Source organism: Fibrobacter sp. UWB11 (genome assembly GCF_900143015.1).
In the GTDB taxonomy this organism is placed as follows: domain Bacteria; phylum Fibrobacterota; class Fibrobacteria; order Fibrobacterales; family Fibrobacteraceae; genus Fibrobacter.
This window is the reverse complement of the sequence record NZ_FSRT01000001.1, coordinates 1,768,805-1,782,956: the sequence shown is the minus strand read 5'-3', so window position 1 is coordinate 1,782,956 and position 14,152 is coordinate 1,768,805. Positions and strand designations below refer to the sequence as shown.

The 14,152-nt window shown below is 48.3% G+C and carries 9 protein-coding genes; 7 read left to right on the top strand and 2 right to left on the bottom strand.

Going from position 1 to position 14,152, the window contains the following annotated elements; translation table 11 throughout:
• The first annotated feature begins 69 nt into the window (after positions 1-69).
• Positions 70-768: a hypothetical protein gene (locus BUQ91_RS07445; RefSeq protein WP_074208725.1), complete on the top strand. Its 699-nt coding sequence runs from the start codon at positions 70-72 to the stop codon at positions 766-768.
• Entirely contained in the window at positions 765-1,592 is an 828-nt protein-coding gene (locus BUQ91_RS07440; RefSeq protein ID WP_074208952.1) for an ABC transporter ATP-binding protein, read from the top strand. The genes BUQ91_RS07445 and BUQ91_RS07440 overlap by 4 nt, the downstream gene beginning before the upstream one ends.
• On the opposite strand, the gene BUQ91_RS07435 is transcribed toward BUQ91_RS07440, so the two are convergent.
• On the bottom strand, positions 1,589-3,562 hold the full coding sequence (locus tag BUQ91_RS07435) for a BamA/TamA family outer membrane protein (RefSeq protein ID WP_074208724.1): 1,974 nt from the start codon (positions 3,560-3,562) through the stop codon (positions 1,589-1,591). The two genes, BUQ91_RS07440 and BUQ91_RS07435, sit on opposite strands and share 4 nt — an antisense overlap.
• Entirely contained in the window at positions 3,559-7,467 is a 3,909-nt protein-coding gene (locus tag BUQ91_RS07430; protein ID WP_254842279.1) for a translocation/assembly module TamB domain-containing protein, read from the bottom strand. The genes BUQ91_RS07435 and BUQ91_RS07430 overlap by 4 nt, the downstream gene beginning before the upstream one ends.
• A 356-nt stretch (positions 7,468-7,823) precedes the next feature.
• Here BUQ91_RS07430 and BUQ91_RS07425 point away from each other — a divergent pair, with 356 nt between their 5' ends.
• Genes BUQ91_RS07425 through BUQ91_RS07405 form a run of 5 tightly spaced genes read left to right on the top strand, consistent with a single transcriptional unit; the run spans position 7,824 to position 13,987 of the window.
• Positions 7,824-9,905: a peptidyl-prolyl cis-trans isomerase gene (locus tag BUQ91_RS07425; protein ID WP_074208722.1), complete on the top strand. Its 2,082-nt coding sequence runs from the start codon at positions 7,824-7,826 to the stop codon at positions 9,903-9,905.
• Positions 9,906-9,946: 41 nt separating this feature from the next.
• Positions 9,947-10,399 carry a nucleoside-diphosphate kinase gene (ndk, locus tag BUQ91_RS07420; protein ID WP_072827000.1) on the top strand — a complete coding sequence of 151 codons (453 nt, stop codon included), beginning with the start codon at positions 9,947-9,949 and terminating at the stop codon, positions 10,397-10,399.
• Between the two features lie 41 nt (positions 10,400-10,440).
• Positions 10,441-11,286, top strand: a complete 846-nt coding sequence (locus tag BUQ91_RS07415) for a succinate dehydrogenase cytochrome b subunit (protein WP_074208721.1) — start codon at positions 10,441-10,443, stop codon at positions 11,284-11,286.
• A gap of 11 nt (positions 11,287-11,297) precedes the next feature.
• Positions 11,298-13,211: a fumarate reductase/succinate dehydrogenase flavoprotein subunit gene (locus BUQ91_RS07410; protein WP_014547103.1), complete on the top strand. Its 1,914-nt coding sequence runs from the start codon at positions 11,298-11,300 to the stop codon at positions 13,209-13,211.
• Positions 13,211-13,987 carry a succinate dehydrogenase/fumarate reductase iron-sulfur subunit gene (locus BUQ91_RS07405; protein ID WP_074208720.1) on the top strand — a complete coding sequence of 259 codons (777 nt, stop codon included), beginning with the start codon at positions 13,211-13,213 and terminating at the stop codon, positions 13,985-13,987. The genes BUQ91_RS07410 and BUQ91_RS07405 overlap by 1 nt, the downstream gene beginning before the upstream one ends.
• The last annotated feature ends 165 nt before the right edge of the window (positions 13,988-14,152 follow it).

Here is a 14,152-nt window from a genome sequence, read left to right as displayed (position 1 = left end):
TCCTGTTTTCCTCTTTCTACTTCCTACTCAAAAATAAAACCTATCTTTGTATCATAAATACGAGGTTTTATGCAGTCCTGGACCGAAATAAAGAACATTGAGAACCCCACCGAAGAACAACAATTGGAAGCTATCGGGCTTAACTGGTACGCAATCAGCTTAATTCAGAATCCGACAGAAAAGGTTCAAAAGGCTGCTTTTGAAAAAAATGAGCAGGCCATTCTTTATGTAAAATGCGGCCCGTGCGAATCCTTGAAACAAGCGCTCAACGCTATGGACGAGGCTAAGTTCCTAGCTTCGTTCAAGGCTGAACCGAATTTGCTCAAGTTTATTACGAATCCGGTGCTTCTCAAGGCTGCGGTGTCGCAGGACTGGAGAATTGTCCGCAAAATCGATGGCGCTTCTGATGAACTTTGGGCCGAGGCCGTTCGTCAATGCGAAGATGCGTTGAAGTTTATCCGTAATCCTGGCGAAAAGGTGCTTATTGCCGCTGTTGAACGTGACTGGAAGTACATCCAGGAAATCGAAAATCCGACGGCGGCTGTTGTTGTTGCGGCTGTCAAACAGGATTTCCATGCGTTTGAATATGTGAGCATTCGTCGCCGTACAGAACAAGTGCAACTTGCTGCAGTGCGTACCGATTGGCGTTGCATCCAGTATTTGCAACGTGCAAGCGAAAACGTGCAGATGGAAGCCGTTCGCCAGTCCAAGGATGCACTCAAGCTCATTAAAAATCCTGCTCAAGCAGTCAAGGACTTTTGCGCGTGATTGAACTCTCTTCGGTAACATTTCGTTATCCGAAATCAACATCGGATGCATTGTCGAATATTTCGCTTTGTATTCCGCAGGGTTCTTTTTTTGCCTTGATAGGCCCTAATGGTGCCGGAAAAACGACTCTATTGCGTTTGCTTTGTGGGCGTTTGGGTTCTTTTCAAGGTTCTATCAAAATTGAAGATGCTTTGTGCAATTCCGAAGGCTTTTTGAATGCCGAAAAATATGGCGTCTTGCTAGAAAATCCAGGCGTTTATCCGAAACTTTCCATTAAGGAATACCTCCAGTATTTTACGGGTTTCTACGGCTTTGGCGAAGATTCTTGGCGTGAAAACGGTGATATGTTGAACCGCTGCAAGCTTTTGGCGGATCGATTGAATCTGCCGGCTCTTGATAAGCGCTTGGAAACGCTTTCGCTTGGGAACCGCCAAAAAGTGCAAATTGTCCGCGCGCTTTTGCATAATCCCAAGCTCTTGATTCTCGATGAGCCTGTGGCAAATCTTGATCCGATTTCGAGAGATTCTGTTTGGCATTTGCTTGACGAATGGCGCCAAGAAACTCACGGAACTGCAATTGTTTGCTCGCACGTGCTTGCAGAAATGGATGAATGGGCTACGGATTATGCCATTATCGATTGCGGTCGCGTCTTGAAAAGTGGGCGAGTCGCCGATATCGGTGCTGATGTTGCATCGTTCAAAATCAATGCCGCAGGTGTATCGCTTGAACAAATCCGCGCTGCTCTTGCTGCAGCCGGAATCTCCGCAGACGTTAATTCTGTGCAAACGTCTCTATCGAAAATTTATAGAGATTTAATTCACTAGAATGCCTGCGAAAGGTCAAAGGCGATTCTATTCCAATCAAAGCCTTTTTTCTTCTTGTGATTTCTGCAGTTGGTGCTTTCGCTGTCACTACAGTTTTCGTTGGTCATGAGGCCTTTTACTATTGCATAATCAAGGCGGAACGTCAGGAATTGCCATTGATAGCGTATGCCTAAGCCAATACTTGCTTCTTGACCATCTTCGTAAGTGTTGTCTTTTATATCTACAACTTTGGCCCAGTCAAAGAATTGCACAATTTGCCAGCTTCTTAACGATTTCCAAGGAAGTGTCCAACGAAGTTCTTCGTTGATGCGGAAATACATCGGCGTTAGAGCTGTATGGATGTTGTCTTTAACTTCCGAGGAATCGCTGCCACTTTCGGTCTTGACTGCAACCGTGTCTTTTGTCGTGTAGCTTGCGAAAACGCTGCGGAATCGGTAACCGCGTACAGAACGGGAACCGCCTTGATAGAACATGCGGGCGTCGTCTTCGATAGCTTTGTTGAAAAAGCTACCGATACTTCCGCTGAGCGCTCCATAAAGAGTCCAGAATAAGGGAACGTAGATGTTTAATGTAGCTTCGCTATAAGTATAAATGTGGCCATCTTGGTCGTCCGAATATCCGCTGTTGTCTGATTTCACGTTAAAGTTTGTGCCAAGACCCACCGTAGGCATAAAGCGGAATCCTTTGGTCGGATTGAAGTAATCGTTGGTGTAGTCGAAAGTCAGACCGATTTCGCCTTTGAGCTTGAAAAGTTCATCGTGATTTTTGTTCACGTATCGCGTATCGATGGAACTACGGAATTTAATGTTGTTTGTGATGCCGAATGTCAAGTCGCCGCGGTTGATGATTTCGTAACGTTCTTCAACACTGTCGGGGTAGGCGGGCGGGGTGATTTTTTCATGGTTGAACGAGAGACGGTCTACAAAGCGGATTGCTGTCGGAATGAATGTAAATGCAGTTCCGAACAAAAGCGGGTTTGCATAGCCGAGCGTGATTTCTTGCTTGTTTTGTGCAATTTGGAAGTTCGTTGAAAATTCGTTGAACTTCCCAAAGAAGTTTTTATGGTCGGCGTAGAATAAAGCTCCAAAACCGTAAACTTCTTCGAAGAAAAAGCCGTATCTCGCTTCGCCGGGGACGCGTTCGATAACATCCAAGTGAACGTCAGAGAGACCGTCTTCGCGAAGTTCGTCGTTTAGCTTGACTTGCGTAAATAGCTGGGTGGAGTAAAGTTTGCTCTTGAAGTTGAAATACTGGTTACCGTCAATGATATCGCCTTTTTTGATTCGCCAAAGAGAAGAAAGCCATGCGGTGTCGGTGAGGCCTTGTTCCGGCTCAGTCTTTTTCTCGTTTTTGTTCATGATGCGCTGTGTCGTGGTGACGATGTTGCCCATCAAAACTTTTGGCCCCGGATTGACATTGATGTTTACATTGACAACTTTGGCGGTAGTATCGACAAGTTCTTCCGATGAAATATAAACGTGTAAATTACCTTGTTTGCGGTACGCTTTTTGAATGTCCTGCAAATCTTCAGAAAGGTCTTCTTGGTTGTAGTACTGGTGCTTTGTAATCTTTAGCGTGCTCAAGTCGATGGGAATAGAATCGTCGCTTGCAGAAATAATTTTTGCTTCGTTAAATCGGTAACATTCTCCTTCGCTAACAGAAATGTAGTAGTTGCGTTGGATGGAACCGTTCGATAACTGCTCGCGTTGAATAATCAGCTTTAAATCGAGGCTGTAATAACCACGGGAATAATAAAGCGCTCGTACGTTTTCCGAAGAAAGGCGCATCAAAAAGTCTTGCTTAATCGTATCAAGCTGTCCGAATTCATCGGGAATGTCGAGCTGTTCGTTCAGCTGGAATTTCGAGAAAATCTTATTTCCGCTGATGTTGACGGACCAAGGATTCTTGTCATCATTATCAGCAAACGCAAACGACGAAAAAAACAATAATGCGCAAATCAGTAAAATCATTTTGCTTTCTCCGTTGGCTTGGTTCCGTTCGGCTTGATTTCGTTGTTCTTTGTGCTTGTCGAATCAACGGCGTTCGGGTCGTTGGGCTGGAGCATTGCTCTTGGCGGACGAACCGTTTCGCAATGGCCGATGCCTAAAATGCAGGGATTCCAGAACTTGTACGTGTAGTTCACACCGATGTTCTTTTCGATACGGCTGTCGTTGTCTTCGCCTGTGCTGAACTGGTATTGCTTTCTGACAATTTGACCGTTCAAGGAAAGCGACGGTGAGAAATGGTTCTTGTGCGAGTATTCCTTATCTTGGAATACAGGGAGCGTGTAGCTGGCACCGAATTGCAAAGCCTGGTCGTATGTCGGGCTCTGGCTCTGGTCTTGCGTATAACCGAAGATGAGGCTCAAGTTTTTCACCCAGCGGTCAAGTGAAATCGGAACCTTGACGTAAGAAGAATCCTTGTCGTTGCCGGAATTGTCGAACAACATCACCTTCATGTCGATATCGCCAATGTAATCGCCGCCCAAAGTCTTGTTTGCGGTCGAAGAAATGAACTTACCGATTGCTTTACCCGCAAGCTTGTTCCAGTCGGCGGAAACGCCGGATTCTGTAGCGACGCATCCCAGGAATATGTTGCGGTACGTGTCGGCAGCCGTAGATTCTGTTCCGCAGTTCGAACTCGGAATGGGTTGCGGGTTTGTAATCGTTCCCTGAATGTCTAGGTTGACAGGGCAGGTTTCTTTCTCTTTGTCTTCTGTTTCAGAACAGTAGGGGAGTTCCTGCGTACTCGAAACATCGATGATGCCGTGTTGCCATGGAACGTCATTCCAAGAGATGTTGAATGCGTTCAGGTCAAATTCGTAGATGTCTTTCACGCCAATGAATCCGTTGTCGGCGTTGGTAACATCACCGCGCAAGAGCGGTCTGTTTGTTGTACCGAGAACCCAAATGTCAAGCGTAAGCGGGAATGATGCGAACGGCGTGATGATTTCGACGGAGTCGCTTTGCGAATCGCTGACATGGAACGACAAGTCGATGGGGCTCGAAACAGAAATCTTTGCTTCGGTCTTTTCTTTATTGCGCAGGTTTGCAATAGCGTTGTTCAGTAGCGACAAAAGTTTGTCGAGAGAACTTGGCGTGATTTCGATGTCCAGGTCTTTTCTATAGACGAGCTTGTCGATAATGAAATTGCCGCTGACGCTCTTGTTCTTGATTTGTCTTTCTTGCGTGTGCGGAATGTTGAGCGTGATGTCGCTCTTGCCAATCAAGTTTGCAGTACCAAATGTTTCGTCATTAAACTTGTATTGAATGGTTGGAATGTTCGTGACAATGGACATCTGGTCTTCGGAATCTTCCAAGTGGCTTGTGACGTTTCGCAAGGTGATGATATGGCTGTCCATTTCAAGCGTGTACTTTTCGGTACTGATATCGATGGCTTCCAATCGCATTTGTTGCAAATCGTAAAGCAACGTGGCAATGAGCAAATCGCCAAATTCGTTTTGCGTAGAAATCTCGTTGATGGCGAGCATGCCGTCTTTGAGGTCGCCTCTCACGCGGAGCGGGAAGTCTGTCGGGAGCGTTGAATACTTGAGTATGGTAGAGTCCGACCAAATTTGGGCCTTGATGCCTTTCAAACCTTCGCGGAGCGTTGCCTGAACGTCAATCTTGAGGTCGGTCTTTGCAATTTCAGCACGCGTTTCGGGGATGAGCCACATGCCTCCCAAATTGATGGTGCCCAAGAAATCGAAATCGTTGTTCAAGATGCCTTCGCTCTTGATATACCCGCTGTTGGGGCTTAAATAAGTGAGCTTGACTTTTCTTGTGGGTTCGAAAATATCATCGACGACAATGTTTGTATTGCCGGTCCATGTGCCGTTCAAAATTTCGAAGTCGGTAAGAAGTTCAATCTTGTTCTTCTTTGCCGAAACGTTCATTTGTTGGATCTTCAAGAGCTCTGGGGGAATGTTGTTGAATTTCAGATTCTTGAAATCGATGTTGCCGAGCAAACCACTTTCTTCTTCGAACGAAATTTCACCATTGAAACTACCCGAGGCAAGCGTTGTGTCGCCAAGCGGTTCCAAAAGAATCGGCAAGTTGAAGTCTTCTGCCGAAGCCCATGCGTGCAAAATTTGGATGGGGAGCATGGCGGTGGGCTTGTAGGCTGGGTTCGAATCGTTCGGGAGCACAAACGTTGCTTCCATGGCAACCTTGTTGCTGTTGTGCATAAAGACAGCGGTGTCAATGACGATAGTGTCGCCACTTTCCCTAATCTTGGTGTGCCCGTGAACAATAAACGGTTCCACGTTTCCGTCGATATCGAGCTCCGCTTCGCCAACTCTTGAATCAAGATTGTAGGCAACGGAACCTGTAACAGAACCTTTGAATTGGTCGCTTATTTCGATGTCAGAGAACGGAATGGTCGAAATTTCGGCGTGGTCCGCTTCTGCCCAGATCATGAGTGAGTCGCCCACATGTACCGTCGTTGATGCAGAACCTCCGTTCTTTTGCTTGAGATGCCAAGATGTACGGAGCGTGGGATCGTGGTAGTCTACATCGCCTGTAATGGAAAATTCTTCGTTGGGTGTGTATATAGTTGCTTTCGGGAAATCAATGAAGCGTCGTCCGAGGTCAAGGACTAGCTGCATGCGGAGCGAGTCTGCCTTCAGGTGATAGGCGTTGATGATGGAATCAATTTTTACGTAAGCGCGCAATTTGTTGTTTTGGAAGGAACCGATGATTTTTGGATTCTTCCCGATTTCGACGTTACCCCTGACCCAGTCCAGCGCCCAAGGTTCCATGGCCGAAAGGTTTGCTGCAAAGAATACTTTGAGGCTGTCCTTTGTTTTCACGTGAGCCCTGACGACGGAGCCTTCGCGTGTTTCGATGGATGCGTCGATGTTGTCCCCTGATTTGGTGATGGACTGGATATCCATGTCCATGGGCATCATTTGCGGGCCGTACATGGCGCTCATGTTTGCGATTTCGCCAGAAAAGTCAAAGTCGAGCTTGTCATCGATGGTTCCGTCGAGACTGATGGTGCCGCCTTCGTTGTTCTTGAAGAACGTTTCGATATTGGTCTGCTTGGGGGTGCCGTTCACCTTGATTGTAGCGTCGAGCGGCAAGAACGGCCAGTATTCACCGATATGCGTTTTAAGCGTAAAGTTGTATTGTAGAGATTTTTTGGTGAGCGAAGTAGAAACGTTGCCGTTGAGATTGAGGTTCGTGATTGCTGGAATCGCTTTCGAAAGCTTCATCGGAACCCACTTGAGAGGATCCTTGACGTTTATATTCGTCGAAGCCTTTAACTGGGTGAGGTCGTTTTTGGGGGCCGAGGCGCTCAGATTTATGTAGTCGTTTTGCGTCTTGATTTTGCCATTGACAATGACATTCTTGTTCGTGAAGTCTACATCGAGCTGCAATCCTGCGGCATCCTTGATGAAGTCGCCCTTGATGCTGTCGGCGCTTAAAGTGACAACCTTTTCATCGTCGTTTTGCAAATCGATGTTTTGGGCGCTCCAACCCATATCTCCCATGTTGAAGTCGAGCTTTCCTAGGCGGACCCTGGCCGGGAACGGTATTCTGATATTGTCAGGAAATTCAATGGGTTCAAGCTTTTTTGGAGGGGCGGCGTTTGGTCCTTTGTCCTTGCTTGTTGTGTCGGCGACAAAATTTGCAGACACCTCGTCTGCTTCGAGGAGAATCCCCCTGTTGTTACCGAATGGGGTGATGTCCAAATGCGGCCCTCGAATCATGTAAGAGGACTCACCCTGTTGAACGTGGACTGAATCGTAGAAATGTTCTAGGAGGTTGTTTTGACGGTGCCCGTATGGGGTAATTGTGAGGTTCCCGAACGTGTGCGGGGTCGAAAGAATCTCTTCGATGGCAAAATGAACATACCAGACGCCAAGTGCCACAGCGCCTACAATCGCCGTCGTTATGACGGCTTTTATAAAAAAGATTGAGAGTATGCTCTTCAAGTGCCCCTAATATAGTTAATGTTGCCTTTTGTTAAATGATTGCTGACGTGGAACTTGTGGTGTGAAAGTATACAGAATATGACGATTTGTAAATTATTATTTATTTAGGATAAAGTAATTTGTTGCTAGTCGTTAGTCAATGGTCATTAGTCAATGGTCGGCAATGCTTTATTTCCCAAGTTCCCAAAACTTCACTTTTAGAATCTCTAGTAACTAATAACTAATGACCAATAACCAGTAACTATTAACTATAAAAATTGTTATATTCACACGCACATATTCATGAGGACTTTATGAAAAAGGCTTTGCTTGCTGTTATTTCCTTCTGTGCCCTTGTTTTTACAGGGTGTAATTCTATTGGAGACAAGGATACTCTCGTTGCTAGGGTGAATGGCGAACCCATTTTTAAGGAAGACTACGCATTCATCATGCGTGTGGGGAACATTGTCCCTAATACAGAGCAGATGAGAAAGGCTTCGAGTTCCTTGTTTAGCCGTAAGGCTCTCTATACGGTTGCTCTCCAGAAGTATCCGGAATTAAAGGAACAGCTTGCAGCCCATAACGCGGCCTTGGAAAATTACCTGCTCACTTTTGTGTACCAGCGTCTTTATACGATGGACCGCCTGATGTACAGTGACGACGAACTGGCTTTCTATTACGACAAGCACCGTGACCAGTTTGCTGATTCGCTTTCGTACATGAACCTTCGTGACAAGGTCGCCGATGCAAAGTATATCGAATCCAATTACGATTCCCTGAAGTCCTATGCTTTCCATCATAGAGATTTGGCCGATTCTAATGCCGAAGTCAAGATTACATACGATATAAAGGAACGTTTCGTCTCGGACCATCGCCAAAGGATTGTTCGTGAAACGGGTCCTGCTCTCTTGAAAAAGTACAACATTCAGGAAACTAAAATCCAGATGCCTTCCGTGGAAGAATACTACGAAAAGCACAAGAATTTGTACATGATTCCGAATGGCTTTGTTGTTTTTCACGTAGAATCTGCGGACTCCGCTAAACTTGCTAAGCGCTTTAAGCACAGAAAAATGGATCTCGGTTCTTTCGCAACGTTAGCCTCCAGGTATAGCGAAAATCCGGAAACGAAGAAGGGAAAGGGCTCGGTGGGTAAGGTCCTCATCGGCCATTCGCTCCCGTATGGCATTGGCTTTGTAAATAGCATGTTCGCCGATCTCGATACTTTGCCGGATGGTGGGATTTCTGCGGTTCACCGCTCGGAATCGACTGGACGTTACCATGTGTTCTATCGTGTTTCTGCGGTTCCGGCCGAAGTTAAACCGCTTGACCGTGTCCGTAAGACCATCGAACGTGACCTTGCTACAACGGCGAACTATGAATTGGATTCGTCCTATGTTCTCGTGACGATGAATGGTGAACCGGCAGTCCGTGAAAAGGATGTTCTTGCTGTATATAACGATAATGGTATGATGATCCGTTCCCGCAAGACTCATGACCAGATTGTAAGTTCTCTGGCACTCCAGCTTGCTTTTGCTACCGAAGCCCGTGAAGTTGGCCTTGACCGTTCTTGGGAATATCGTGCCATGAAGCGCCAAAGCGATGTAGATTACATTATCAAGGTTTATAGAAACAAGGTTCTCAGCCGTATTGTTGTTCCGGAAGATTCCCTCAAGGCTCTCTATGAACGTATGGGCAATCCGGCACATCCGACCTTGACTTACGAACAGTCCCGTTCCGAATTGAACGACTGGTTCGAAATTCCTGAAAATATCATGAAGAGAACGTACTACTATGCCGAAGAAGACTTCTTGCCGGATACTTATGAACAGGCAAAGAATCGTGTTTTCGAACAAGCTTATTTGGTGTTCCGTAATGCCCGTTGGGACAAGGAAGTCGTGACCTCTTGGGGTACGGCTAAGGTCGATCTCTTTGCAGACAACATTACGCTCTTGCCGCAGGAATGGTCTGTTGAACTTGCTATGAGGTCGGCGGATTCTCTTTATACGCAGGCAAAGAGCCTCCAGAAGGCTTATCTTGCATGGTCTGGTATCCGTGACCGCTATGCCGATATTGACTCTGTTGCAAAGAAGGCTACTTTTGAACTGGCCCATGTCTACAGCGATATGGAAGATTACGACAAGGCACAGAGAGAATATCGCGTATTCTACAGAACATGGCCGGAATCTCCGGATGCAGAAAAGGCAATGTTCAGCCGCGGATTCATCCTGAACGAAAACTTGCACAAGGATGCAGAAGCGCTCAAGGTCTTTGAAGAATTCAAGAAGACTTACCCGAAGAGTGAACTCATGGAATCGGTTGATTGGTTGATTCAGAACATCAAGAGCAACGGCAAACTCGCCGATGATTTGATGAAGAAAATCGCATCCGAAGAGTAAAAAATCTATATTTCTCACATCTTTAACTAAAAGGTACTACTATGGAAATGACATTTGCAATGATCAAGCCGAACGCTGTCAAGTCTGGCTTGGTTGGCCGTATTATTGATCGCTACATCAGCGCCGGTCTCTCTGTCTGCGCCGTGAAGATGCATCAGATGACTTCTGAAGATGCTCGCGGTTTCTATGCAGAACATGTCGAGAAGCCGTTCTTCCCGGAACTCGAAGCCTACATGACCAAGGGCCCGTCCGTCATGCTTGCTCTCGGTGGCGAAAACGCTATTGCAAAGGTCCGCGCCATTAACGGTGCTACCAATCCTGCCAAGGCGGAACCGGGTACCCTCCGCTACGATTTTGCTCCTTCCATGACTGAAAACGTCGTTCACAGCTCCGATAGCCCGGCATCTGCAGAACGCGAACTCGACTTCTGGTTCAAGAAGGAAGAACGCTACGCTTACGAAATGCCCTGCCTCAAGGCTTGCTGCGTCCTCTAATTTTTAACAATAAAACAATCCTTCTAAGGAGACAGACTCAAATGAAATGGATCATCACGTATCTTACTTCTTCCATTGGTAAGAAGCAGATCATGGGATGCACAGGTGCTTTCCTCGCCTTGTTCATCTTTGGCCACATGTGTGGTAACTTCCAGCTCTTGAACTTCGACCAGGCTGCGGCACAGGCGTCCTACAACGCTTATACCGAATTCCTGACCGGATTCAACCCGCTCCACTTCCCGGTGAAGATGATTTACCTCGTCGAACTGGTACTCGTGGCTGCCTTTGCCATTCACATCTTCCTTGCTATCAAGCTGAAGATTGAAAACAAGAAGGCTCGTGGCGGAATTGAATACGAAGTCAATGCACGCAAGGGCAAGAAGACTTTCGCAACTTTCACCATGATCTGGTCTGGTCTCTTCATTCTCGGCTTCCTCATCCAGCACCTCATGATGCTCAAGTTCGGTGAGCACTATCTCTATGTGAACGACAAGGGCGAAATCATCCGCGACATGTGGCTCACCACGATCCAGATGTTTGCAAACCCGGGCTGGGCTGCATTCTATGTTGTTAGCATGTTCGTGATCGGTATGCACCTCTTCCACGCCATCTCCTCTGCATTCCAGACGATGGGTATCGCTCACCAGAAGTGGACTCCGATTATCGATATCGCCGGTATCGTTTATAGCGTCGTCGTTGCTCTTGGCTTCGGCATCACCGCTGTTGCCTCTTACTACCTCGCTAACCAGCCTGAAACCCAGGCTCTTATCGAAAAGTCCCGTAGCCTCCAGCAGCAGTACGAACAGCAGAAGGCCAAGGCCGACAAGGCTGCTTTCGTCATTCCGTCTGTTGGCGAAGTACAAGTTTCTTTCAATATTGAAAAGTAAGGAGCCCACTAATGATTCTTGATTCTAAAATCCCCGGTGGTTCCATCGAAGAAAAGTGGACCAAGCACAAGTTCGAACTCAAGCTCGTGAACCCGGCCAACAAGCGCAAGTTCACGGTCATCGTCGTGGGTACTGGCCTTGCAGGTGCTTCTGCTGCCGCATCTCTCGGCGAACTTGGATACAACGTAAAGTCTTTCTGCATCCAGGACAGTCCGCGTCGTGCACACTCTATTGCCGCTCAGGGTGGTATCAACGCTGCTAAGAACTACAAGAACGATGGCGACTCCGTTTATCGTTTGTTCTACGATACCGTTAAGGGTGGTGACTTCCGTGCTCGCGAAGCTAACGTGCACCGCTTGGCCGAAAACTCGAACCTCATCATCGACCAGTGCGTCGCTCAGGGCGTTCCGTTCGGTCGTGAATACGGTGGACTTTTGGACAACCGCTCTTTCGGTGGTACGCAGGTTTCCCGTACGTTCTACGCACGTGGCCAGACGGGTCAGCAGCTCTTGCTCGGTGCATACCAGGCTCTCATGCGCCAGGTTGCAGCCGGTAAGGTCAAGATGTTCCCGCGTCGCGAAATGATGGACCTCGTCGTGATCGACGGCAAGGCTCGCGGTATCATCGTTCGTAACCTCATCACTGGCGAACTCGAAAGCCACGTTGCAGACGCTGTCTGCCTTTGCACTGGTGGTTATGGTAACGTCTACTACCTCTCCACGAACGCTCAGGGCTCCAACGTCACGGCTGCATTCCGTGCTTACAAGCGCGGCGCTCTCTTTGCAAACCCGTGCTACACGCAGATCCACCCGACCTGCATTCCGCGCCATGGCGACCTTCAGTCGAAACTCACCTTGATGAGTGAATCCCTCCGTAACGACGGTCGTATTTGGGTTCCGCGCAAGGCTGGCGACACCCGCAGCCCGGACCAGATCCCGGAAGAAGAACGTTACTACTACCTCGAAGAAAAGTACCCGAGCTTCGGTAACCTCGTCCCGCGTGACGTGGCATCCCGTAACGCCAAGCAGGTCTGCGATGCAGGTCTCGGCGTGGGTAACACCAAGCAGGCTGTGTACCTTGACTTCGCCGACGCTATCCAGCGTATGGGCGTTGCAGGCGTCTCTGCCAAGTACGGCAACCTCTTCCAGATGTACGAAAAGATCACAGACGAAGACCCGTACAAGGTCCCGATGCGTATCTTCCCGGCTATCCACTACACTATGGGTGGTCTCTGGGTTGACTATGATTTGATGTCCACCATCCCGGGCTGCTTCGTTCTCGGTGAAGCTAACTTCTCCGACCACGGTGCAAACCGCCTCGGTGCATCTGCTCTTATGCAGGGCCTCTCCGACGGTTACTTCGTGATTCCGTTCACCATCGGTGGCTACTTCGCAGGTACCAAGCTCGAAAAGGTCTCTGAATCCGATGCCGCCTTCGAAGACTGCAAGAAGCAGACCGAAGAACGCATCCACAAGCTCCTCTCCATCAAGGGTCACCGCACTGTTAACGATATCCATCGTGAACTCGGTAACATCATGTGGGAATACGTTGGCATGGCTCGTAACGAAGCCGGCCTCAAGACGGCTCTCGAAAAGATTCCGGCACTCCGTCAGGAATTCTGGGAAAACGTCAACGTGCTCGGCTCCGAAGGTTCCTTCAACCAGAACCTCGAACGTGCTGGCCGCGTTGCTGACTTCCTCGAATTCGCCGAAGTCCTCACTCTCGACGCTCTCCATCGTAAAGAATCTTGCGGTGGCCACTTCCGTGAAGAAAGCCAGACTCCGGAAGGCGAAGCAAAGCGCGATGACGAAAACTTCTGCTACGTCGGTGCTTGGGAATACAAGGGCGACGGTATCGCACCGGAACTCTCCAAGGAACCTCTTACCTTTGATAACGTCCACCTTGCTACTAGGAGCTACAAATAATGAGCGGACTGAATTTGACTTTGAAGATTTGGCGTCAGAAGGATGCCAAGACCAAGGGACAGTTCGAAACTGTCAAGATCAACGATGTTTCTCCGGACATGTCCTTCCTGGAAATGCTCGACATTGTGAACGAAGAACAGATGAAGCAGGGCAAGGAAGGCTTCGCTTTCGACCACGACTGCCGCGAAGGTATCTGTGGTATGTGCTCTCTCGTCATCAACGGTATGCCGCACGGTCCTGACCATGCAACGACTACCTGCCAGCTTCACATGCGTAAGTTTAAGGATGGCGACACCATCGTGATCGAACCGTGGCGCGCTGCCGCATTCCCGGTTATCCGTGACTGCGCTGTGGACCGTTCCGCTTTCGACCGCATCATCCAGGCTGGCGGCTTTGTTTCCGTCAACACTGGTGCTGCTCCTGAAGCATCCACGATTCCGGTTCCGAAGGCTGATGCTGACCGCGCATTCGACGCTGCCGCTTGCATTGGTTGCGGTGCTTGCGTCGCTGCATGTAAGAACGCCTCTGCTATGCTCTTCGTCTCTGCTAAGGTTTCTCACCTCAGCTTCTTGCCGCAGGGCAAGGTCGAAGCAAAGAAGCGCGTTTTGGCCATGGTCGCTCAGATGGACAAGGAAGGCTTCGGCAACTGCACGAACCTTTACGAATGCCAGGCTGCCTGCCCGAAGGGTATCACCGTCGATTACATCGCCAAGATGAACCGCGAATACCTCGGCGCAACAGTCACCTACGCCGAAAAGGTTTATGGCAAGGATTAATAGTTACTCCTGACCAAACCATTCAAAAAAGGACCGCAGCGATGCGGCCCTTTTTTGTATGTAAACTGCAATTGTCCAAAATTCTCGGAAAAAGGTCATTTTTTCGGGATATCTCTGAAAGAAATTGTAGCCTGATGGCATTTGCGGCGCCTTATAACCACTCTC

What these genes read in the sequence shown, in the direction of transcription:
- ndk (WP_072827000.1), top strand. Translation starts at nt 9,947, where the DNA reads ATGGAAATGACATTTGCAATGATCAAGCCGAACGCTGTCAAGTCTGGC.
- BUQ91_RS07445 (WP_074208725.1), top strand. Translation starts at nt 70, where the DNA reads ATGCAGTCCTGGACCGAAATAAAGAACATTGAGAACCCCACCGAAGAA.
- BUQ91_RS07405 (WP_074208720.1), top strand. Translation starts at nt 13,211, where the DNA reads ATGAGCGGACTGAATTTGACTTTGAAGATTTGGCGTCAGAAGGATGCC.
- BUQ91_RS07415 (WP_074208721.1), top strand. Translation starts at nt 10,441, where the DNA reads ATGAAATGGATCATCACGTATCTTACTTCTTCCATTGGTAAGAAGCAG.
- BUQ91_RS07410 (WP_014547103.1), top strand. Translation starts at nt 11,298, where the DNA reads ATGATTCTTGATTCTAAAATCCCCGGTGGTTCCATCGAAGAAAAGTGG.
- BUQ91_RS07425 (WP_074208722.1), top strand. Translation starts at nt 7,824, where the DNA reads ATGAAAAAGGCTTTGCTTGCTGTTATTTCCTTCTGTGCCCTTGTTTTT.
- BUQ91_RS07435 (WP_074208724.1), bottom strand. Translation starts at nt 3,562, where the DNA reads ATGATTTTACTGATTTGCGCATTATTGTTTTTTTCGTCGTTTGCGTTT.